General features: G+C 69.0%; 17 protein-coding genes. 11 read left to right on the forward strand and 6 right to left on the reverse strand.

Annotation, left to right across the window (positions count from 1 at the left end; genetic code table 11):
• The coding region (locus E2493_RS17715) for an Rne/Rng family ribonuclease (protein WP_225421569.1) at positions 1–1,986 on the reverse strand (1,986 nt) is incomplete at its 3' end.
• Between the two features lie 415 nt (positions 1,987–2,401).
• Here E2493_RS17715 and E2493_RS17720 point away from each other — a divergent pair.
• The 4 genes from E2493_RS17720 to E2493_RS17735 all read left to right on the forward strand — a co-directional run bounded on the left by E2493_RS17720 (position 2,402) and on the right by E2493_RS17735 (position 7,947).
• Positions 2,402–3,259 (forward strand): N-acetylmuramoyl-L-alanine amidase family protein, encoded by an 858-nt coding sequence (locus tag E2493_RS17720; RefSeq protein ID WP_191993019.1) that lies wholly within the window; start codon positions 2,402–2,404, stop codon positions 3,257–3,259.
• Positions 3,260–3,350: 91 nt separating this feature from the next.
• On the forward strand, positions 3,351–5,900 hold the full coding sequence (locus tag E2493_RS17725; RefSeq protein ID WP_135089590.1) for a penicillin-binding protein 1A: 2,550 nt from the start codon (positions 3,351–3,353) through the stop codon (positions 5,898–5,900).
• Positions 5,901–5,985: 85 nt separating this feature from the next.
• Positions 5,986–7,113 carry a peptide chain release factor 2 gene (prfB, locus tag E2493_RS17730; RefSeq protein WP_135089592.1) on the forward strand — a complete coding sequence of 376 codons (1,128 nt, stop codon included), beginning with the start codon at positions 5,986–5,988 and terminating at the stop codon, positions 7,111–7,113.
• 150 nt (positions 7,114–7,263) lie between these two features.
• The gene (locus E2493_RS17735; RefSeq protein WP_135089594.1) at positions 7,264–7,947 is read left to right on the forward strand and encodes a class I SAM-dependent methyltransferase; all 684 of its coding nucleotides are present in this window, start codon (positions 7,264–7,266) and stop codon (positions 7,945–7,947) included.
• A 4-nt stretch (positions 7,948–7,951) separates the two neighbouring features.
• Here E2493_RS17735 and E2493_RS17740 read toward each other — a convergent pair whose 3' ends face one another.
• Positions 7,952–8,326 (reverse strand): JAB domain-containing protein, encoded by a 375-nt coding sequence (locus tag E2493_RS17740; protein ID WP_167737613.1) that lies wholly within the window; start codon positions 8,324–8,326, stop codon positions 7,952–7,954.
• A gap of 118 nt (positions 8,327–8,444) precedes the next feature.
• Here E2493_RS17740 and E2493_RS17745 point away from each other — a divergent pair, with 118 nt between their 5' ends.
• From E2493_RS17745 to E2493_RS17775, 7 genes are all read left to right on the forward strand, one after another.
• A complete protein-coding gene (locus E2493_RS17745; protein ID WP_135089598.1) occupies positions 8,445–9,239 on the forward strand; it encodes a thymidylate synthase in 795 nt (264 codons plus the stop codon).
• Positions 9,236–9,730, forward strand: coding sequence for a dihydrofolate reductase (locus E2493_RS17750; protein ID WP_135089600.1), 495 nt, complete (start codon positions 9,236–9,238; stop codon positions 9,728–9,730). The genes E2493_RS17745 and E2493_RS17750 overlap by 4 nt, the downstream gene beginning before the upstream one ends.
• A gap of 73 nt (positions 9,731–9,803) precedes the next feature.
• Positions 9,804–10,730: a bifunctional riboflavin kinase/FAD synthetase gene (locus tag E2493_RS17755; RefSeq protein ID WP_135089602.1), complete on the forward strand. Its 927-nt coding sequence runs from the start codon at positions 9,804–9,806 to the stop codon at positions 10,728–10,730.
• A 69-nt stretch (positions 10,731–10,799) separates the two neighbouring features.
• A complete protein-coding gene (gene ileS, locus E2493_RS17760; protein ID WP_135089604.1) occupies positions 10,800–13,646 on the forward strand; it encodes an isoleucine--tRNA ligase in 2,847 nt (948 codons plus the stop codon).
• The gene (gene lspA / locus E2493_RS17765; protein ID WP_135089606.1) at positions 13,639–14,169 is read left to right on the forward strand and encodes a signal peptidase II; all 531 of its coding nucleotides are present in this window, start codon (positions 13,639–13,641) and stop codon (positions 14,167–14,169) included. Before ileS ends, lspA begins: the two co-directional genes overlap by 8 nt.
• 2 nt (positions 14,170–14,171) lie before the next feature.
• Positions 14,172–14,588: a DUF3035 domain-containing protein gene (locus tag E2493_RS17770; protein ID WP_135089607.1), complete on the forward strand. Its 417-nt coding sequence runs from the start codon at positions 14,172–14,174 to the stop codon at positions 14,586–14,588.
• Between the two features lie 233 nt (positions 14,589–14,821).
• Positions 14,822–15,178, forward strand: a complete 357-nt coding sequence (locus E2493_RS17775) for a hypothetical protein (protein WP_135089609.1) — start codon at positions 14,822–14,824, stop codon at positions 15,176–15,178.
• Positions 15,179–15,185: 7 nt separating this feature from the next.
• On the opposite strand, the gene E2493_RS17780 is transcribed toward E2493_RS17775, so the two are convergent.
• From E2493_RS17780 to E2493_RS17795, 4 genes are read right to left on the reverse strand one after another with little or no spacing between them, the layout of a single operon-like run.
• Positions 15,186–16,478 (reverse strand): mechanosensitive ion channel family protein, encoded by a 1,293-nt coding sequence (locus tag E2493_RS17780; RefSeq protein WP_225421570.1) that lies wholly within the window; start codon positions 16,476–16,478, stop codon positions 15,186–15,188.
• A 37-nt stretch (positions 16,479–16,515) separates the two neighbouring features.
• Entirely contained in the window at positions 16,516–17,694 is a 1,179-nt protein-coding gene (metC, locus tag E2493_RS17785) for a cystathionine beta-lyase (protein ID WP_135089611.1), read from the reverse strand.
• Positions 17,691–18,533 (reverse strand): 3-mercaptopyruvate sulfurtransferase, encoded by an 843-nt coding sequence (gene sseA, locus E2493_RS17790; RefSeq protein WP_135089613.1) that lies wholly within the window; start codon positions 18,531–18,533, stop codon positions 17,691–17,693. The genes metC and sseA overlap by 4 nt, the downstream gene beginning before the upstream one ends.
• A gap of 51 nt (positions 18,534–18,584) precedes the next feature.
• Positions 18,585–20,174, reverse strand: coding sequence for a M28 family metallopeptidase (locus tag E2493_RS17795; RefSeq protein ID WP_135089615.1), 1,590 nt, complete (start codon positions 20,172–20,174; stop codon positions 18,585–18,587).
• Positions 20,175–20,178 lie beyond the last annotated feature (4 nt).

Consider the following 20,178-nt stretch of genomic DNA (forward strand, 5'->3'; position numbering starts at 1 on the left):
CTGCTCCTCGCCGCCGCGCTCATCGCCTTCCTGCCTGCGGCGACCGCCGCGGCGGCCCCGGCGCCGGCGGCGCTTGCGGCCGCGTTCGCCGCCTTCGTCGGACTCCTCGCGGGGCTGGCGGCGCGGCTCGCGCGGCGCGCGCTCGGCTTCCTCTTCCTCCGCTTCTTCTTCTTCCTCCTCGTCGAGCTCCTCCTCCTCGACCAGATCGTCTTCCTCTACGATCGGCGTCTGGATCGGCTCGATGCGCGGACGCACGATCGGCGGCGGCCCGAAGGATTCGACGCTCATCCGCGCCCCTTCGAAGCTCTCGTCGATCAGCACCTCCACCTGGACGCCGTAGCGGTCCTCGACCTCGGCGATCTCGCCGCGCTTGCGGTTGAGCACGTAGATCGCCGCCTCGCGACCGGCACGCAGGCAGATGCGCGAGCCGCGGCCGCGGGCGGCCTCGTCCTCGATCATGCGCAGCGCCGAGAGGCCGGCGGACGACGCGGTCCGCATCAGGCCGGTGCCTTCGCAATGCGGGCACGGCTTGGTCGAGGCCTCGAGCACGCCGGTGCGGAGCCGCTGGCGGCTCATCTCCATCAGCCCGAAGGACGAGATCCGGCCGACCTGGATGCGGGCGCGATCGTTCTTCAGCGCCTCCTTCATGGTCTTCTCGACCTTCCGGATGTGGCCGTTCGATTCCATGTCGATGAAGTCGATCACCACCAGGCCGGCCATGTCGCGCAGGCGCAGCTGGCGGGCGATCTCGTGCGCCGCCTCGATGTTGGTCGCGTAGGCGGTCTGCTCGATATTGTGCTCGCGGGTCGAGCGGCCCGAGTTGATGTCGATGGAGACCAGGGCCTCGGTCGGGTTGATGACCAAATAGCCGCCGGACTTCAGCTGGACGACCGGCTGGTACATCGCGGCGAGTTGGTCCTCGACGCCGAAACGCTGGAACAGCGGCACCGGATCGGCATAGGCCTTCACCCGGCGCACGTGGCTCGGCATCAGCAGCTTCATGAACGAGCGGGCGGCGCGATAGCCTTCCTCGCCCTCCACGATCACCTCGTCGATGTCGCGGTTGTAGATGTCGCGGATGGCGCGCTTCACCAGATCGCTGTCGCCGTAGATCAGCGCCGGCGCCGAGCTCTGCAGCGTGCGCTCGCGGATCTCGTCCCAGAGGCGGGCGAGATAGTCGAAGTCGCGCTTGATCTCGGTCTTGGTGCGCGAAAGGCCGGCGGTGCGGACGATCAGGCCCATCGAGGTCGGCAGGTTGAGATCGGCCATGATCTGCTTCAGGCGCTTGCGGTCGGCGCCGTTGGAGATCTTGCGGCTGATGCCGCCGCCGTGGCTGGTGTTCGGCATCAGCACGCAATAGCGGCCGGCCAGCGAGAGATAGGTGGTGAGGGCGGCGCCCTTGTTGCCGCGCTCTTCCTTCACGACCTGGACGAGCAGCACCTGGCGGCGCCGGATGACGTCCTGGATCTTGTAGCGGCGGCGCAGCGCCTGGCGCTTCTTGCGCAGCTCGTCGGCGGCGCTCTCCTCGGAGCCGCTGGCGTTCTCGGGCCGCGCCGGCGGCGCGTCGTCATGCGCTTCCCCGTCGTCGCTCTCGGCGCCCTCGTCACCTGCCTCGGCATCGGCCTCGAAGCCGTCGCCTTCGTCCTCGGCTTCGTAGCGGCTGTCCTCGGCCGCCCGCAGCCTCTCCTCCTCGGCCGCATGCTCGGCTTCCTCGCGGAGCAGCGCCTCGCGGTCCTCGCGGGGGATCTGGTAGTAATCGGGATGGATCTCGCTGAAGGCGAGGAAGCCGTGGCGGTTTCCGCCGTAATCGACGAAGGCCGCCTGCAGCGACGGCTCCACCCGGGTTACCTTGGCGAGATAGATGTTCCCCTTGAGCTGCTTGTGCTCGGAGGATTCGAAGTCAAATTCCTCGATCCGGTTTCCCTTGACGACCGCCACCCGGGTTTCCTCCTGGTGGCGCGCGTCGATCAACATGCGCATGGTCATTGATGTCACTCCACGCGCGCACCGCAGCCTCGAAGGCCGTGCGGCACGCGCGCTCGAATATGGACGAAGGCGCCGCCGATCGGGCGCGCGCCTTCCGTGTCCGGGTTGAAAGAAGTTTATGCGTGTCTGCTGCGCGCGCGTGGAGCATCGTCATCGCCGGCTCCGCAGCCCTCGACGCAACGCCCGTAACCCAGAGGGGGCGTGGCCAGTCGAGGGAGGAAAAGCGCATGCAGCATCAACCTTGGTGTCCGGCGCGAGCGGCGCCGGCGCGAGAACTCACGGCGAAGATGAGAAGAGCAGGATCGCACTTCAACTCTGTGCCGAGAGCAAGTGCTAGCACCTCGACTGTTCAGCTTCAACCGGGCACGCCTCATTTTCGCTGGACCAGGCGCGGGTGCGGGCGGCAGATACGCGCATGGCCGCTTTCCTCGCCTTCCTCACTCTCCTCGCCGGCGTGCTCCTCGGCACGGCGCCGCAGGAGGCGGAAAGGGGCGTCACCATCGCGATCGACGGCCCCGCCGCGCCGCTCGCCAGCGGCCCGCTGCCCCGCATCTACGGCAGCCGCGATCCCCGGCGGCCGCTGGTCGTGCTCGATCCCGGCCATGGCGGGCGCGATCCCGGCGCGACCTCGCCGTTCGGAGACCGCCACGAGAAGGACGTGACGCTGGCGATCGCCGAGGCGATCCGCGACGCGCTCGTCGCTTCGGGAAAGGTGCGCGTCGCCCTCACCCGCGAGGGAGACGATTTCGTCGGCCTCACCGACCGCTACGAGATCGCCCGCCGGATGGGCGCGGGGCTGTTCATCTCCATCCACGCCGATGCGGCGCCGAGCAACGACGGCGCCCGCGGCGCGACCATCTACACTCTGTCCGAGGTCGCCTCGGACCGGCAGGCAGCCTTGCTGGCCGAGCAGCAGAACGAGGCGGGCCGCATCGGCGGCGCCGAGATGGTCGAGGAAGCCGGCGTGAACCGCATCCTGATCGATCTCGCCCAGCGCGAGAGCATGGACGTCTCGACCGAGTTCGCGACCCTGCTCCAGCGGGAAGCCTCGCCATATTTCCCGTTCCGCCCGGATTATCACCGCTTCGCCTCGCTCGTCGTGCTGAAGGCCCCCGACGTGCCGTCGATCCTGTTCGAGACCGGCTATCTCACCAACGCGCAGGACGCCGCCTACATTCATTCGCCCGAGGGGCAGCGGCAGATCGCCCTCGGCATGCGCAGCGCGATCGAGACCCACTTCGCGCGGCGAACGGTGAACCTCGCCAGCCGCTGAGCCGCGCACGCCGGGGCGCCGGCGTTACGCGTCAGCCCGTATCCGGCGGAAGCTTCACCCGTCCCGAAGGATCGGCTAGAGCCTGACCGACATGACCGCCGAAACCGCCTCCCCCGCCCGCTTCACCCTTCACCGCGACGCCGGCAGCCGCGCGCTTGCGGCATTCCGCCGGGCCTGGAGCCGGCGCTGGGTGCGGATCCTCGCCTATCTCGCGGCGATCCCGGTGTTCTTCTACTGCCTGCTCTGGCTGCTCTTCGCCCGCGATCTGCCTTCGGCCGAATCGCTGCTCACCTACCAGCCGCCGCTTCCCACCAACGTGCGCGGCATCGACGGCGAGCCGGTGCAGACCTTCGCCCGCGAGCGCCGCGTGGAGCTCAGCTACGACGAATTCCCGCAGCAGCTCGTCGACGCCTTCACCTCGGCGGAGGACAAGACTTTCTTCTCGCACGGCGGCATCGACTATCCGGGCCTGGTCGGCGCGGTCGGCGACTATGTCCGCAAGGTGGGCAGCGGCGAGCGCGCCCGCGGCGGCTCGACGATCACCCAGCAGGTGGCGAAGAACCTGCTGCTCGGCGACGAATATTCGGTCACCCGCAAGATCAAGGAAGCCTTCCTCGCCCGCCGGATCGAGCGCGTGCTGACCAAGCAGCAGATCCTCGAGCTCTATCTCAACCAGATCTTCCTCGGCCGGAACGCTTATGGCGTGCAGGCGGCGGCGCGGGCCTATTTCGACAAGGACGTGAAGGATCTCGCCCTGCACGAAGTCGCCTATCTCGCCATCCTGCCCAAGGCGCCGAGCAATTACGATCCCCTGCGCCAGACCGGGCGCGCCACCGAGCGGCGCAACTGGGTGCTCGGCGAGATGGAGAAAAACGGCAAGATCAGCGCGGCCGAGCGCGCCGCCGCGCAGGCGCTGCCGCTCGGCACCGTCCAGGTTCGCACCAACACGGTGCGCAACATCGGCGGCTATTTCGTCGAGGAGGTTCGCCGGCAGCTGATCGAGCGTTACGGCAGCGAGACCGAGAAGGGCGCCAACGGCGTTTATACCGGCGGCCTCTGGGTGCGGACGTCGCTCGACGTGACCAAGCAGAAGGCGGCCGAGAACGCGCTTCGCGACGGCCTTGTCCGCTACGATCGCGGCAAGGGCTGGCGTGACCCGGGCCTCTCGATCGACATCGAGGGCAATTGGGCACCGCGGCTGGCGGCGGCGCCGATCGGCGTCGGCTATGACGATTGGCGGGCCGCCGTGGTGCTCGACAAGAGCGGCAATGCGGCGACGATCGGCTTCTCCGACGGCACCACCGCCAGCCTTCCCGCGTCGGCCGCATCGATGCCGAAGCGCGGCACGGCGACCGCTGCGTTCAGCTTCTTCCGCCCCGGCATGATCATCGTCGTCAAGCGCGAGGGTGCCGGCTACACCCTTCGCTCGATCCCCGAGATCAAGGGCGGCATGGTCGCGGAGGAGGTCGCCACCGGGCGGATTCTCGCGATGCACGGCGGCTTCGATGCGCGCGGCGACGATTTCAACCGGGCCGTCCAGGCGCAGCGCCAGCCCGGCTCGACGTTCAAGCCGGTGGTCTATTCGGCGGCGCTCGACAACGGCATGACTCCGGCCTCGATCGTCGTCGACGGCCCGTTCTGCGTCTGGCAGGGCGCCGGGCTCGGCCAGAAATGCTTCCGCAACTTCTCGGGCGGCAACGCCGGCCCGCAGACGATGCGCTGGGGCGTCGAGCAGTCGCGCAACCTGATGACGGTGCGCACCGCCAACCAGATCGGGATGGACAAGGTCACCCGTCTCGCCCGCATCCTCGGCGTCGGCGATTTCCCCAATTACCTGTCGATCGCGCTCGGCGCGGGCGACACGACGGTGATGAAGATGACCAACGCCTTCGCCATCCTCGCCAACAACGGCAAGGAGGTGAAGCCGAGCCTGATCGACTACATCCAGGATCGCAACGGCAAGGTCATCTACCGGACCGACACCCGTCCCTGCGAGGGCTGCAATGCGGCCGATTGGGACGGCAAGCCGATGCCCCGCCCGCCGCTTCGCACCAAGCAGCTGATGGACGCGATGACCGCCTATCAGATGGTCCACATCCTCGAGGGCGTCGTCCAGCGCGGCACGGCGCAGGTGCTGCGCGATCTCGGCCGTCCGCTGTTCGGCAAGACCGGCACGACCAGCGGCCCGACGAACGTCTGGTTCATCGGCGGATCGCCCGACATCGTCGCCGGCGTCTACATGGGCTTCGATCAGCCGCGGCCGATGGGCGGCTATGCCCAGGGCGGCACGCTCGCCGCGCCGATCTTCAAGCAATTCGCCCAGGTCGCGTTCAAGGACGTGCCGCCGACGCCGTTCCGCGCGCCGGCCGGCATTCGCATGGTCCGCATCGATCGCCGCTCGGGCCGGAAGGTCTTCGGCGAATGGCCGACGACCGAGCCCAAGGCGGCAGTGATCTGGGAAGCGTTCAAGCCCGAGAGCGAGCCGCGGCGGACGCTGCAGCGCTACGGCACCGGCGCCGCTCTGGCCGCGGCGGCGGCTTCGGGACGGCCCGCGCCCAAGGTGGCGACGCAGCGCCCCCGGCCGCGCCCCAAGGCGACGCCAACCAGCGACTTCTTGCAAGAGCAGGGCGGGATTTACTAGGGCCGCGCGGAAGCGCGCCGTCCGCCCGGGCCGGCGCCGCCCTTCGCACCGGCTGCGGGGGCAATGAACGATTGGAGACGTCTCGATGCGCGCCGAAGCGCAAGCCCATGTCGACCAGATCAGGTCGGCCCTCGCCCTCCTCCGCCGGTTCCTGGACTGGGACCGCGCGCTGGCGCGCCTCGACGAGCTCAACGCGCGCGTCGAGGACCAGAGTCTGTGGAACGATCCCAAGCTCGCCCAGGACGTGATGCGCGAACGCCGGCGCCTGGACGAGGCGATCGGCGCCACCCGCGGCATCGAGCGCGAGCTCGACGACACGATCGAGCTGATCGAGATGGCCGAGAGCGAGGGCGACGAGGGCCTGGTCGACGATGCGGTCGCCTCGCTGGCGACGCTCGCCGAGCGCGCCGAGCAGGACAAGGTCAAGGCCCTGCTCGCCGGCGAGGCCGACGCCAACGACACTTATGTCGAGATCAACTCGGGCGCCGGCGGCACCGAGAGCAATGACTGGGCGGGGATGCTCCAGCGCATGTACACGCGCTGGGCCGAGCGCCACGGCATGAAGGTCGAGCTGATCGACCATCACGCCGGCGAGCAGGCGGGGATCAAGTCGGCGACTCTGCTGCTCAAGGGCGAGAATGCCTATGGCTATGCCAAGACGGAGAGCGGCGTGCATCGCCTCGTCCGGATCAGCCCCTACGACAGCTCGGCGCGGCGCCACACCAGCTTCGCCTCGGTCTGGGTCTATCCGGTCGTCGACGACAATATCGAGATCGAGATCAACGAGAGCGAGCTCCGCATCGACACCTATCGCGCCTCGGGCGCGGGCGGCCAGCACATCAACACGACCGATTCCGCGGTTCGCATCACCCACCTTCCGTCCGGCATCGTCGTGCAGAGCCAGTCGCAGCGCTCGCAGCACAAGAACCGGGCCGAGGCCTACAGCCAGCTGCGCGCAAAGCTCTACGAAGCCGAGCTCCAGCGGCGCGAGGCGGAGGCGAACGCGACCAACGCCACCAAGACCGACATCGGCTGGGGCCATCAGATCCGCTCCTACGTGCTCCAGCCCTATCAGCTGGTGAAGGACCTCAGGACCGGCGTCACCTCGACCGCGCCTTCGGACGTGCTCGACGGCGATCTCGACCGCTTCATGGCGGCGGCCCTGTCCCAGCGCGTCACCGGCGAGAAGGTCGACGTGGAAGATGTCGATTAGGGCGCGCCTGGTCTCAGTGGCCGAAGAGGCCTCCCTCCCCCTTGATGGGATGGCGTGGGAGTGGACTCGATGAAGTCCGCTCACCATCCGGAGAGGCCACCCCTCCCCTGCTCCTCCCCATCAAGGGGCGGGGGAACTTGTGGCCGGGCCATGTTCCTCGGCGCGCTCCTCGCGGTGTCCCTCGGCGGCTGCAAGGAGGCGGCGCCGAGCTCGCCTTTCCCCAAGCCGGAGCGGCCGGTCTCGCCGATCGTCTCGCCGCGCTACTCGAACGAGGACGCGCGCGACAGCGTCGGCGAGGCGGAGACGGTGATGAAGCTCGCCGACATCCGCGAAGGCATGTACGTGGCCGACATCGGTGCCGGCGAAGGCTATTACACCGTCCGGCTCGCGCCTTTGGTCGGCAAGACCGGCCGCGTGCTCGCCGAGGACATCGTTCCCGAGACCCGCAACGCCCTCGCCCAGCGCGTGCAGCGCGAGAATCTCGACAACGTTGCGGTCAAGCTCGGCAAGCCCAACGATCCGCTGCTTCCCGACCGCTCGTTCGACCGGATCCTGATGATCCACATGTACCACGAGATCGACATGCCGAGCGAGTTTCTCTGGCATCTGCACGCCGATCTGAAGCGCGGCGGCCGGATCGTCGTGGTCGACGCGGACCGGCCAACCGATCGCCACGGCACGCCGCCGCGCCTGCTGATCTGCGAGTTCGCGGCGATCGGGTTCGAGCTCACCCGCTTCGAGCGGCTGGCGGATTCGGAGAGCTATTTCGCCCAGTTCGAGTCGAAGGGCCCACGTCCCGAGCCTAAAGACATCCCGGTCTGCCCGGCGGGTTGAGCGGCTAGAGCAGCCCGAGGGCGCGGAAGCTCGAGCATCCGTCGCCGCCGAAAATCAGGTGGTCGACCAAGCGAATGTCGAGGCGCCGCGCCGTCTCGGCGAGGATCCGGGTGGCCTCGACGTCCTCGCTGCTCGGCGTCGGGTCTCCGCTCGGATGGTTGTGCGCGACGATCATGCCCGAGGCGTCCAGCCGCAGCGCCTCCGCGATGATCGCGCGCAACGGAAGGTCGACGGCGTCGGCATCGCCGGGATGCTCGGATCGGCCGAGCATCCGCCCCTCCGAGTCGAGGTGAAGGACGGCGATCGTCTCGGCGGCGCCGTCCGGCCATGTTGCGGCCAGCAGCTGCGCCGCATCCTCGGCCGTGGCGATCACCTTCATGTCCATCGCCTTAGCCTAACGGTTCCTCGCCGGCAGCGGGAGGGGCACCAGGCGCCATCCCCACGCAGCATCGATTCGGCCGCTTCCCAAGCTTTCCGCCCCCGGCCATAGAGGCAGCATGCAGCCCTATCTTCAGCTTCTTTCCCGCATCCTCGACGAAGGCGTGCCGCAGCAGGATCGCACCGGCACCGGCACCCTTTCGGTGTTCGGCCACCAGATGCGCTTCGACCTCGCCGAGGGCTTTCCCCTGGTCACGACCAAGAAGCTGCACCTGCGCTCGATCATCGTCGAGCTGCTCTGGTTCCTGCGCGGCGAGACCAACATCGCCTGGCTGAAGGAGAACAGGGTCAGCATCTGGGACGAATGGGCCGACGAGAATGGCGATCTCGGCCCGGTCTACGGCAAGCAATGGCGCGACTGGGAAGGCCCCAATGGCGAGCATGTCGATCAGATCGCCGAGCTGGTCGCGCTGATCCGCCGCGATCCGGCCTCCCGCCGCCAGATCGTCTCGGCCTGGAACCCGGTGGAGCTCCCGCAGATGGCTCTCGCCCCCTGCCACTGCCTGTTCCAGACCCAGGTGGCCAACGGGCGCCTCAACCTGCAGCTCTACCAGCGCAGCGCGGACGTCTTTCTGGGCGTGCCGTTCAACATCGCCAGCTACGCCCTCCTCACCCACATGCTCGCCCAGCAATGCGGGCTGGAGCCGGGCGTGTTCGTCTGGACCGGCGGCGATTGCCACCTTTACTCGAACCATCTCGATCAGGCGCGGCTGCAGCTCGAGCGCGAGCCCAAACCGCTGCCGAAGCTGGTCATCAACCGCACGCCCGATGCGATCGACGGCTATCGCTTCGAGGATTTCGAGATCGTCGGCTACGAGGCTCACCCGCACATCAAGGCGCCGGTGGCGGTGTGAGCCGCCCGGTCGTCATCGTCGTCGCCCGCGCGTCCAACGGCGTGATCGGCAAGGACGGCACCCTGCCCTGGCACATTCCGGCGGACCTCAAGCGCTTCAAGCAGGTCACCGGCGGCACCGCGATGATCATGGGCCGCAGGACGTTCGACAGCCTGCCGGGGCTGCTCCCCGGCCGCCGTCACATCGTTCTCACCCGCGACCGTGACTGGTGCGCCACGGGGGCGGAAGTCGTCCACTCTCCGGACGAGGCACTTGCCGCGGCCGGTGACGCTCCGGTCTCGATCATCGGCGGCGCGGAAATCATCGCCTTGCTCGAGCCTCGCGCCAATGCCGTCGAGCTGACCGAGGTCCATCTGGATGCGGACGGCGACACGCGCATGCCGGCGTTCGATCCGGCAGTCTGGCGCGAGGTCTCGCGCGAGACCCACGCCGCCGCCGACGGACGCCCCGCGTTCAGCTTCGTCCGGCTGGAGCGGACCGCCGCGGCCTGACCGCGCGTCACGGTCTCGCGTCCGGGCGAGGCAGGAGATTGGCAGGCGGGAGCCGCTCTCCTATAGAGCGGCTATGGAGCGGCTGGACGGCGGCTCGGCGGTTCCGCAGGCGCTTCGCGGGGGCATCGTCGCGCTCGGCAATTTCGATGGATTTCACGAGGGGCACCAGGCGGTGGTCGGCCGCGCGGTGGCGCGCGCCCGCGCCGAAGGACGGCCGGCGCTGGTCGCGACCTTCGATCCCCATCCCGTGCGGCACTTCGCGCCCGAAGTGCCGCCCTTCCGGCTGACCACGCTCGACCAGCGCCAGCGCCTGTTCGCCGCGGCCGGCGCGGACGCGATGATCGTCTTTCATTTCGACGCTTCGCTCGCCGGCACCAGCGCGGAGGCCTTCGTCCGCGAGCGGCTGCTCGGCCTGATCGGCGCCGCCGGCGTGGTCACCGGAGAGGATTTCACCTTCGGCCGCGGCCGCGGCGGCAACGTCGAGGTGCTGCAGCGCTTCGGCGCCGAGCTCGGCTTCTCGGTCGATGCGGTCGGTCCCGTGGTCGAGGATGGCGAGCCGGTCTCGTCGAGCCGCATCCGCGAGGCGCTGCAGGGGGGCGATTGCGAAACGGCGACCCGGCTGCTCACCCGTCCGTTCGCCATCGAGGGCGTGGTCGAGCATGGCGACAAGCGTGGCCGGGAGCTCGGCTATCCGACCGCGAACATCGCAATCGGGCCCTATCTGCGGCCCCGCTTCGGCATCTATGCTGTCCGCGGCCGGCTCGACGACGGCAGGGTGCTGGACGGCGCCGCCAACATCGGCGTGCGGCCGACCTTCGATCCGCCGAAGGAGCTGCTCGAGCCCTATTTCTTCGATTTCGCCGGCGATCTCTACGGCCGCCACCTGGAGGTCGAGTTCATCTCCTTCCTCCGGCCGGAGGCGCGGTTCGAAAGCCTCGACGCGCTGAAGGCGCAGATGGACTGTGATTGCGCGGAGGCCCGCCGGCGGCTCGCCGCCTGATTGCCGCGGCTGCGGAGCGCGCTCGGACGCTGGACGGTCGCCCGTGCGGCGGCTAAGCCCGCCGCCGACATGTCCGAGAAACCAGACACCCCCGATTGGCGCGACACGGTCTTCCTGCCGAAGACCGATTTTCCGATGAAGGCCGGCCTTGCGCAGAAGGAGCCGGCGATCCTCGCCCGCTGGGCCGAGGAAGGCCTCTACCGCCGCCTGCGAGAGACCCGCGCCGGGCGCGAGCGCTTCATCCTGCACGACGGCCCGCCTTACGCGAACGGCGACATCCACATGGGCCATGCGATGAACAAGGTCCTGAAGGACATCATCGTCCGCTCGCAGTCGCTGCTCGGCAAGGACGCACCCTACGTCCCGGGCTGGGACTGCCACGGCCTGCCGATCGAGTGGAAGATCGAGGAGCAGTACCGCAAGAAGAAGCTCGACAAGGACGCGGTGCCGCCGCGCGAGTTCCGCGCCGAATGCCGCGCCTATGCGGCGAAATGGGTGGGCATCCAGGCCGAGCAGTTCCAGCGCCTCGGCGTGATGGGCGAGTGGGACGATCCCTATCTCACCATGAAGTTCGAGGCCGAGGCCAAGATCGTTGAGGAGCTGCTCAAGTTCGCCGAGAGCGGCCAGCTCTATCGCGGCGCCAAGCCGGTGATGTGGTCCCCGGTCGAGAAGACCGCGCTGGCCGAGGCCGAGGTCGAGTATGAGGAGATCGTCTCGACCCAAATCGACGTCGGCTTCGAGATCGTCGAGAGCCCGATCCCGGAGCTGGTCGGCGCGTACGCCGTGATCTGGACGACGACGCCCTGGACGATCCCCGTCAACCAGGCGCTGGCCTATGGGAACGACATAGAATACGTCCTCGTCGAGGCTTCGGGCCGCAAACTGCTGATCGCCGAGGCGCTGCTCGGCGCGGTCTCGGCCCGGTTGGGCGAGGATCTGCAGCCGAATGGCATTCGGCTCAAGGGCTCCGCGCTCGCCGGCACGATCGTCCGCCACCCGATGCACGCGCTCGGCGGCTTCTTCGCGAAGCCGCGGCCGATGCTGGCCGGCGATTTCGTCACCACCGATGCCGGCACCGGCCTCGTCCACATGTCGCCCGATCACGGCGAGGACGATTTCCTGCTCTGCAAGGCGCACGGCATCGATCCGGTCTTCGCGGTCACCGATGACGGCAAGTACCGCGAGGATTGGGCTTGGCTCGGCGGACAGGGCAGCGTCATCAACCCGAAGTTCAACGCGCCCGATGGCCCGATCTGCTCGGACCTGCGCGACGCCGGCGCCCTGCTCGCCGCCTCCGCCGACTTCCGCCATTCCTACCCGCACAGCTGGCGCTCGAAGGCCAAGATCATCTTCCGCTGCACGCCCCAGTGGTTCATCCCGATGGACGGCACGGCGAAGAGCGGCGCCACCGGCGCGAACGCGCCCGATGCGCCCGCCGCGGCCTCGGCGTCGAACGGCCGCCTTCGCCAGATCGCGCTCGACGCGATCGAGGAGACGCGCTGGGTTCCGGAAAAGGCCAAGAACCGGATCGGCGCGATGGTCGAGGGACGGCCGGACTGGGTGATCAGCCGGCAGCGCGCCTGGGGCGTGCCGATCGCGCTCTACGTCAACCGCAGGACCGGCGAGTATCTTCGCGACGCGGCGGTCAACTCGCGGATCATCCGCGCCTTCCACGAGGGCGGCGCCGATGCCTGGTTCGGGGCCGACCACCAGGCTTTGCTCGGCAGCGGCTATGCGCTTGACGAGTATGAGCCGGTCACCGACATCCTCGACGTCTGGTTCGATTCCGGATCGACCCACAGCTACGTGGTCGAGGCGCGCTACGGCGAAGGCACCCGCGCCGATCTCTACGTCGAAGGCTCCGACCAGCATCGTGGCTGGTTCCAGTCCTCGCTGCTCGAGAGTTGCGGCACCCGCGGCCGCGCGCCCTACGAGGCCGTCCTCACCCACGGCTTCGCGCTCGACCAGAACGGGCGCAAGATGTCGAAGAGCCTCGGCAACGTCGTCGATCCGCTGCTCATCATCCGCGAGAGCGGCGCCGACATCCTGCGCCTCTGGGTCGCCTCGACCGATTATTTCGAGGACGTCCGGATCGGCAAGGAAGTGCTCGCCGGCACCTCCGACGCCTATCGCAAGCTCAGGAACACCTTCCGCTACCTGCTCGGCGCGCTCGCCGATTTCGACGAGGCGGAGCGGGTGTCGGCGGCCGAGATGCCCGAGCTGGAGCGCTGGGTTCTGCACCGCCTCGCAGAGCTCGACGCGGAGCTGCGGGAGGCGGCGAACGGCTTCGAGTTCAACCGCTACACGCGCCTGCTCGCCGGCTTCGCCAATGACGATCTCTCCGCCTTCTTCTTCGATATCCGCAAGGACAGCCTCTATTGCGACGTCGGGCCGAAGCTGCCGGAAGGCAGTGCGAAGCGCCGCGCCTACCGAACCGTGCTGGACAATGTCTTCCACGCGCTCGTCCGCTGGCTCGCGCCGGTGCTGTGCTTCACCACCGAGGAAGTCTGGGGCACCCGCTATCCCGAGCGCGGCTCGGTGCATCTGCTCGAGTGGCCGGAGATCGATCCGGCCTGGCGCGACGATGCGCTGGGCACGAAATGGCAGGGGATCGCTGCCGCCCGGCAGAAGGTGACCGAGGCGATCGAGCCTTATCGCCGCGCCAAGGAGATCGGCTCGAGCCTCGCCGCCGAGGTCACTACGCGCGTCAGCAACGAGGGCGTGCGCGCCGCGCTGGCCTCGATCGACTTCGCCGAGATCTGCATCACCGCCTCGGCTACGGTCGAGCCGGGTGACGACGCTGTCGAGGTCGCAAAGACCGAGAAGGAAAAATGCGGCCGTTGCTGGCGGCACCTGCCCGAGGTTACCGAGGAGGGCGCGCTCTGCGCCCGCTGCGATGAGGTGGTGAATGGCTGAGCTGAGTGGGGCGGACCGGGCGCGCGTGCGGCGCAACCGGGTGCTCGGGCTGTCGATCGCGCTGGCGATCTTCCTGCTCGACCAGGCGTCCAAATGGGTGATCACCTATGTCTTCCAGCTCCAGCAGCAGAGGCTGATCACGATCGCGCCGATCTTCGATCTGCGCTGGGTCGAAAATCGCGGCGTCTCGATGGGCTTCCTCACCGCCGGCAGCGAGGCCGAGCGCTGGCTGCTGGTCGCGCTGACCGCCGCCATCTCGATCTTCGTGACCGTCTGGCTGTGGCGCGAGAAAAGACGCGAGGATGCGATCGCTCTGTCGTTCGTGCTCGGCGGCGCGCTGGGCAACATCCTCGATCGGATCCGCCTGGGCTATGTCGTCGATTTCGCCGATCTGCATTTCGGCGACATCCACCCCTTTTTGGTCTTCAATGTCGGCGATGCAGCCATTACCATCGGGGTTCTGCTACTTCTGATCCGCGCCTTGCTGACGCGCGACCGTGACCCCGGCCGGGAGAAAGAGTGAACATGCGTAAGATGAAGATCGCCTTTGCGGTTGCGGCGGCCAGTTCCGTCCTCGCCGCCTGCGGCACCGGCGGCGTGCTCGGCCGCGACCGGCCCGACGAATTCGCCGTCGCGCGCAATGCGCCGCTCGTCATCCCTCCCGATTTCGCTCTGGTGCCGCCGCGTCCGGGCGAGCCGGTGCCGCAGGGCACCGACGCGCGCACCCAGGCGCTCGAGGCCCTGTTCGGCGGTCCGGCGCCGCGCAGCGACGCCGAGCGGCAGATGCTCAACCAGGCCGGCGCGAGCACGGCCGCGCTCGGCGCCCGCTCGGTCGCGGGCGATCCGGGCACCACGGTGGTCGACAAGGGCGCGGTCACCCGCGACATCGTCGCCGCCCCGGCCGGCGCCGGCCGCGAAGCGAACGTCACCACGCCGCAATAATCCGGAATCCTCCCGATCCTCCCCGCTTGCGGGCAGGGGAACCAAAAGGAAGGGCGTGGCGCGAGAGCGCTGCGCCCTTCCTTTTGGTGGAGGGGGTCCCGAGACCCACGAAGACGCAATCTCCCTCCTTCTGCTCCCCTCCAGGGGATGAAGGCACCGCGATAGCCCCCCAGGCTCTCCCGGTGCCTTCATTGACTCTTCCTTAGGCATCCGTGGCTTAGCCTCAGCCGCAGATGGCCCAAGAGAATGTTCCTTTCCTGATCGGGACGGCCGATGCCGGCGCCGAGATCGCGCAGCTCCGCCAGGTGCTGGTGCTGGTCGAGGAGATTGCCGGCCGGACGCCGGCCCGGCTCGACGACGGCGCGCTCGACGAGGCTGCGCGCGTCAGCGCCGCTTATGGCGTCGCGCTGCCGATCGTCCAGAAGAGGTTCGACGCCCTCGCCGCGGAGACTGCCACCTGGGCTGCGGCCGGGGTCGAGGCGCTGATGAAGATCAGCGCCGACGGCCGCCCCACCGGCCCGGCCGCCGGCCGACTCGCCGACGAGCTGCGCAAGGCACTCGCCCGGCTGCGCGACATCGTCTCGGCCTGAACCGCGCTCAGGGCTCGCGCGGCGCTGCCGGCGCGGGCACCGCCGCCGGCCACTCCTTCACGCGGATGTCGCGCTGCGGATAGGGCAATTCGATCCGGTTCTCCTGGAACAGCACCCACAGTCGATTGAGGATCTCCGAGCGGACGCTGCCGATCCCGGCCTCCGGATCCTCGATCCAGACCAGGATCTCGTGATCGACGCTGCTCTCGCCGAACGCCCGCAGCCAGACCTTCGGTGCCGGCGTCTTCAGCACGCGGTTGGCCGACGCTGCCGCCTCGATCATCAGCCGCTGCGCCAGCGCGAGGTCGCAGCTGTAGCCGACGCCGACCGGGATGTGCACGCGCACGTCGCGTGTCGAATAGGACCAGTTCTCGACCTCCTGGGTCATCAGATTTTCGTTCGGGATCAGATGCTCCTTGCCGTCGCGCGTGACGATCGAGACCGCGCGCACACCGATCTTGTTGACGTGGCCGACGCTCTCGCCGATCACGATCACGTCCCCGGGCTTGATCGAGCGGTCCATCAGCAGAATGATCCCGGCGATCAGATTGCCGAACGTCTTCTGAAGACCGAAGCCGACGGCGAGACCGAAGGCCCCCGAGAAGACGGTGAGCGCGGTGAGATCGATCCCGACGACGTCGATGCCGATCAGGAAGGCTGCGACGACGACTGCGATCGCCGCCAGCTTCTGGACGAGCAATTGCTGGGTCGGATCGAGGCTCGAGGCCCGCGCGATCGAGCTGGCGACGAGCCGGTTGAGCAGCTTCACGATCGCATAAAGGGCCGCGATGGTGACCGCGATCTGGAGCAGGCTGAGCAGCGAGAAGCGCATGCTCCCGGCGCTGAAGCCGACCCGGTTCAGCGTGTTGGTGATCGGCTGCAGTCCGCCGACCGAACGGGCGAGCAAGGCGACGAAGGTCACGCCGGCGAGCAGCCAGGCGACGATCCGCGGCATCGCCAGTCCGCGCACCACGCCACGGATGAAGAGCGCGGCGCTGCCGGCGATCGCGAGGCCGAGAACGATCGCACCGAGCGGCCGCCACGCATCGGCGTTGATCACGATCGCCAGCAGCGTCGCCAGGATCAGATAACGCGCGAGGTCGCACATTCGCGCGCCCAGCGTCTCACCGCGCGCGCCGCCGCGATGCTCGAACAGCCTGGCGAGGCGCGGGCCTACCCAGCGGGCGCCGAACAGGGCGATGGCCCAGGCAGCGGCGACGGCCGCAAGGGCCGCCGCGGCGACGATCCAGTCGGGGCCGGTCGGCCAGGTGACTCCCAGCCCTTCCAGCCAGCTCCTCACGAAACCGCCCTCATGCCCAGACGCTCATCTCCGCCCGTCAGTCGGCCTCATAGGCTGCCAGCCCGCGGGCCAGGTCCTCGATAAGATCCTCAACGTCCTCGAGGCCGATATGGAGCCGCACCAGCGGCCCTTCCGCCTGCCAACGCGTCGCACTGCGAATCCGCTCCGGATCGGACGGAATGGCGAGGCTCTCGAACCCGCCCCAGCTGTAGCCGATGCCGAAATGGGAAAGGCCGTCGACCAGCCGGTCGCGCGCCGCCTTGCTGCCACCGGCGAGCACGAAGGCGAACAGGCCGGACGCGCCCTGGAAGTCGCGGGCCCAGAATTCGTGGCCGGGATGATCGGCGAAGGCGGGATGGAGCACCCGCGCCACCTGGGGCTGATCCGCCAGCCAGCGCGCTACTGTGAGCGCGCTTTCCTCGTGCCGCTTCAGCCTTATCCCGAGCGTACGCAGGCCGCGCGAAGCAAGGAAGGCGTCGTCCGGGCCGACATGCTGGCCGAAGGCGCGGCTCATTCGCTCCAGCTTCGGCCAATAGTCCGCCGTCGCGGTGACCGTGCCGAGCATCGCATCGGCGTGACCGACGATATATTTGGTCGCCGCCAGGATGGTGATGTCGACGCCGGCGGCGATCGCCGGGAACAGGAGCGGCGTCGCCCAGGTATTGTCGAGCAGCGTGACGAGGCCCCGCGCCCGCGCCACGGCGCAGATGCCCGGCACGTCCTGCACCTCGAACGTGTGCGAGCCGGGGCTCTCCAGGAAGATCGCCCGCGTCCTCTCGCCGATCAGCGCCTCGATGCCCTTGCCGATCAGCGGATCGTAATAACGGGTCGTGATGCCGATGCCGGCGAGGACGCTGTCGCAGAAATGGCGTGTCGGCCCGTAGACGCTGTCCACCATCAGCAGCTCGTCGCCGGGCGCGAGCACGCTCATCAGCGCGATCGAGATGGCCGCGACACCCGAAGGGAAGAGCTGGGTCCCGGCCGCGCCCGGCTCGAGCGCCGTCAGCGCCTCGGCCAGCGACCATTGGGTCGGCGTGCCGTTGCGGCCGTACTGGAGGCGCCCCTGCCGCGGCGGGTTCGACGCCTCCATCTCGGCGACATTCTCGAACAGGATGGTCGAGGCGCGCCACACCGGCGGACTGACGATGCCCTGCGTCCAATCCTTGCGGCGGCCGCCTTCGATCAGGGCGGTGGCGGGCTTCTTGCCTTCGGTCATTGCGTTCCAATCTGCTTGGGCGTCGCCGGATCGGCGCCCCATTCGGACCAGCTTCCGTCGTAGAGCCGTACGTCGTCCTTGCCGAGCAGGTGCGCGCCGAACAGGAGCACGGCCGCGGTCACGCCCGAGCCGCAGGTCGTCACCAGCGGCTTGTCGAGATCGACTCCGGCTGCCTCGAACGCGGCGCGCAGCGCATCGCCCCGCTTCCAGCGATTGTCCGGGTCGAACAACTGCCCCTGCGGCAGGTTCTTCGATCCGGGGATGTGTCCGGACGCCATGCCCGGCCGCGGCTCCGAATCCTCGCCGCTGAACCGCGCGGCAGGACGCGCATCGACGATCTCGTGATCCGCCTTGCCGATCAGGCCGAGCATCGTCGCCTTGTCGGCGACGGCGCCGGGGTCGAGGCGCGGCGAGAAATGGCCGCGCACCGGGCCTCGCGTTCCGCTCTCCAGCGGCCGCCCCTCGGCGCGCCACTTCGCCATGCCGCCGTCGAGGATGGCGATGCGGCGCGCGCCGAACGCGCGCAGCATCCACCAGGCGCGCGCGGCGCTGTGCAGCGGGCTGTTGTCGTAGACGACGATCCTTTGCCCGTCGCGCACCCCCAGCGCCTGCATCCGGCTCGCCATCTTCGCCTCGCCGGGCAGCATGTGCGGCACGGGATTGGCGCTGTCCGAGATCTCCTCCAGATCGAGGAACGCCGCGCCCGGGATGTGACCGGCCTCATATTCGCCTCGCGGGTCGCGCGGATCGCCGGGCAGCAGCAAGGTCGCGTCGAGGATCGCCAGGTCGCTCGCGCCGAGCTCTCCCTCCAGCCATTGGGTCGAAACCAGCGAGTCCATGTCTGCCTCCTCGGCGCCGCGCCGCCTGCCTAAAGCGTGATCGCCGCCCCCTCAATCCTTGGCGAACCTGCGGAAGAAGCTCTGGTCGTTCCAGCGCGGACGCTCGGACGCATTGGCGACCTTGAGGCCGATCGCGGCGACGAAGTCGTTGAGCCGCACGGCGTCGATTTTCTCCACCGGCTGCGACAGGTCGTCGGACGGCGCGTGGTAGCGGGTCGAGCGCCAGACCCGCTCGATCTCGGCTTCGGGCGTGCCGCGCGCGAAGCCGAACTTGAAGGCCAGCGCTGGGATGCCCTCGCGGATGAAGCTGTACTGGTCGGAGCGCACGAAGCTGTTCCGGTCCGGCCAGGGATCGGGAACGAGCGGCAGCCCCATCCCCGCCCCGACCTCGGCCGCCACCGTCCCGAGGCTGCTTTCCTCGGCGCCGAGCGCGATCACGCTCCTCAGCGGAAAGATCGGCAGCGCCATGTCGAAATTGAGGTCGGCGACGATCGAGCGGCGCGGCACCGACGGCCGAAGCGAGAAATAGCGCGAGCCGAGCAGCCCCTTCTCCTCGGCGGTGACGAAGACGAAGAGCAGCGAGCGCTTCGGCCGCGCCCGCCGCTCGACGATACTCTGGGCGATGTCGAGCAGCGAGGCGATGCCCGCGCCATTGTCCATCGCGCCGTTGTAGAGACCGTCGCCGTTGATCGGCGCGCCGACGCCGAGATGATCGAGATGGCCGGAGAAGACGACGTGCTCGTCGCGCAGCGCGGGATCGCTGCCCGGCAGCCGCGCGACGACGTTGGACGCGCGCACCGCCTTGTGCCGCGTGACGACCTGCGCTCGCAGCGTCCGCGCCAGCGCCACCCTGGGCAGCGGCCCCGAGGCGTCGGCGAGCGCCGCGACCTCGGCGAAGCTGTGGCCGGAGCCGGCGAACAGCGTCTCCGACGCCTCGGTCGCGACACTGGCGTTGAAGAATTCGCTCTTCACGTCGCGGAGCGCCGGATCGGCGAAATACATGCCGGACTGGCCCGCCTGCGCGACCGATCGGGACCAGGGCGTTTCCACCGCCTTTGGCGCGGTGAGCGTGATCATTCCCAGGGCGCCGCGCTCGGCGAGCAGGCGCGCACGGTCGCGCCGGGCATGCGCCTTGAGCGCGGCCGAGATATGGGCGGGGCCGCCGCTGATCACGACGGCGATCCTGCCGGCGAGATCGAGGCCCGCGAAATCGTCGTGGCCGGCTTCCGGAATGTGCAGGCCGTAGCCGACGAAGACCAGGGGCGCTTCGATCCGCGCCGGCCGGCGTCCGTCGCCGCGGCCGACGATCATGTCCTGCGGCAGGGACAGCACCGTCGTCCCGCCGGGGCCGATGAGCGCCGCGCGCGAGGCGGCGTGGTCGACGACCTGCTCCTCGAACGCGATCGGCTGAAAGAAGCCGTCCGTGCCGGCCGGCTCGAGGCCCATCGCCTGCAACCGCGACACCACGTAATCGGCGGCACGCTGGTAGCCGGGCGTGCCGGTCAGCCGACCCTCCATGCCGTCATCGGCCAGAGCGGAGACATCGCCCCACCAGCGCTGCGCCCTCTCCTCCGGGCTCGGTGCCCGCGGAACGGTGGCGCAGCCGGCAAGGAGGAACGGCACGGCGAGGAAGAGACGCATCGGG

Origin of the sequence: Sphingomonas parva (ex Maeng et al. 2020) (genome assembly GCF_004564275.1) — a bacterium.
GTDB lineage: Bacteria > Pseudomonadota > Alphaproteobacteria > Sphingomonadales > Sphingomonadaceae > Allosphingosinicella > Allosphingosinicella parva.

What these genes read in the sequence shown, in the direction of transcription:
- E2493_RS17720 (WP_191993019.1), top strand. Translation starts at nt 2,402, where the DNA reads ATGGCCGCTTTCCTCGCCTTCCTCACTCTCCTCGCCGGCGTGCTCCTC.
- E2493_RS17725 (WP_135089590.1), top strand. Translation starts at nt 3,351, where the DNA reads ATGACCGCCGAAACCGCCTCCCCCGCCCGCTTCACCCTTCACCGCGAC.
- prfB (WP_135089592.1), top strand. Translation starts at nt 5,986, where the DNA reads ATGCGCGCCGAAGCGCAAGCCCATGTCGACCAGATCAGGTCGGCCCTC.
- E2493_RS17735 (WP_135089594.1), top strand. Translation starts at nt 7,264, where the DNA reads ATGTTCCTCGGCGCGCTCCTCGCGGTGTCCCTCGGCGGCTGCAAGGAG.
- E2493_RS17740 (WP_167737613.1), bottom strand. Translation starts at nt 8,326, where the DNA reads ATGAAGGTGATCGCCACGGCCGAGGATGCGGCGCAGCTGCTGGCCGCA.
- E2493_RS17745 (WP_135089598.1), top strand. Translation starts at nt 8,445, where the DNA reads ATGCAGCCCTATCTTCAGCTTCTTTCCCGCATCCTCGACGAAGGCGTG.
- E2493_RS17755 (WP_135089602.1), top strand. Translation starts at nt 9,804, where the DNA reads ATGGAGCGGCTGGACGGCGGCTCGGCGGTTCCGCAGGCGCTTCGCGGG.
- ileS (WP_135089604.1), top strand. Translation starts at nt 10,800, where the DNA reads ATGTCCGAGAAACCAGACACCCCCGATTGGCGCGACACGGTCTTCCTG.
- lspA (WP_135089606.1), top strand. Translation starts at nt 13,639, where the DNA reads ATGGCTGAGCTGAGTGGGGCGGACCGGGCGCGCGTGCGGCGCAACCGG.
- E2493_RS17770 (WP_135089607.1), top strand. Translation starts at nt 14,172, where the DNA reads ATGCGTAAGATGAAGATCGCCTTTGCGGTTGCGGCGGCCAGTTCCGTC.
- E2493_RS17775 (WP_135089609.1), top strand. Translation starts at nt 14,822, where the DNA reads ATGGCCCAAGAGAATGTTCCTTTCCTGATCGGGACGGCCGATGCCGGC.
- metC (WP_135089611.1), bottom strand. Translation starts at nt 17,694, where the DNA reads ATGACCGAAGGCAAGAAGCCCGCCACCGCCCTGATCGAAGGCGGCCGC.
- sseA (WP_135089613.1), bottom strand. Translation starts at nt 18,533, where the DNA reads ATGGACTCGCTGGTTTCGACCCAATGGCTGGAGGGAGAGCTCGGCGCG.
- E2493_RS17795 (WP_135089615.1), bottom strand. Translation starts at nt 20,174, where the DNA reads ATGCGTCTCTTCCTCGCCGTGCCGTTCCTCCTTGCCGGCTGCGCCACC.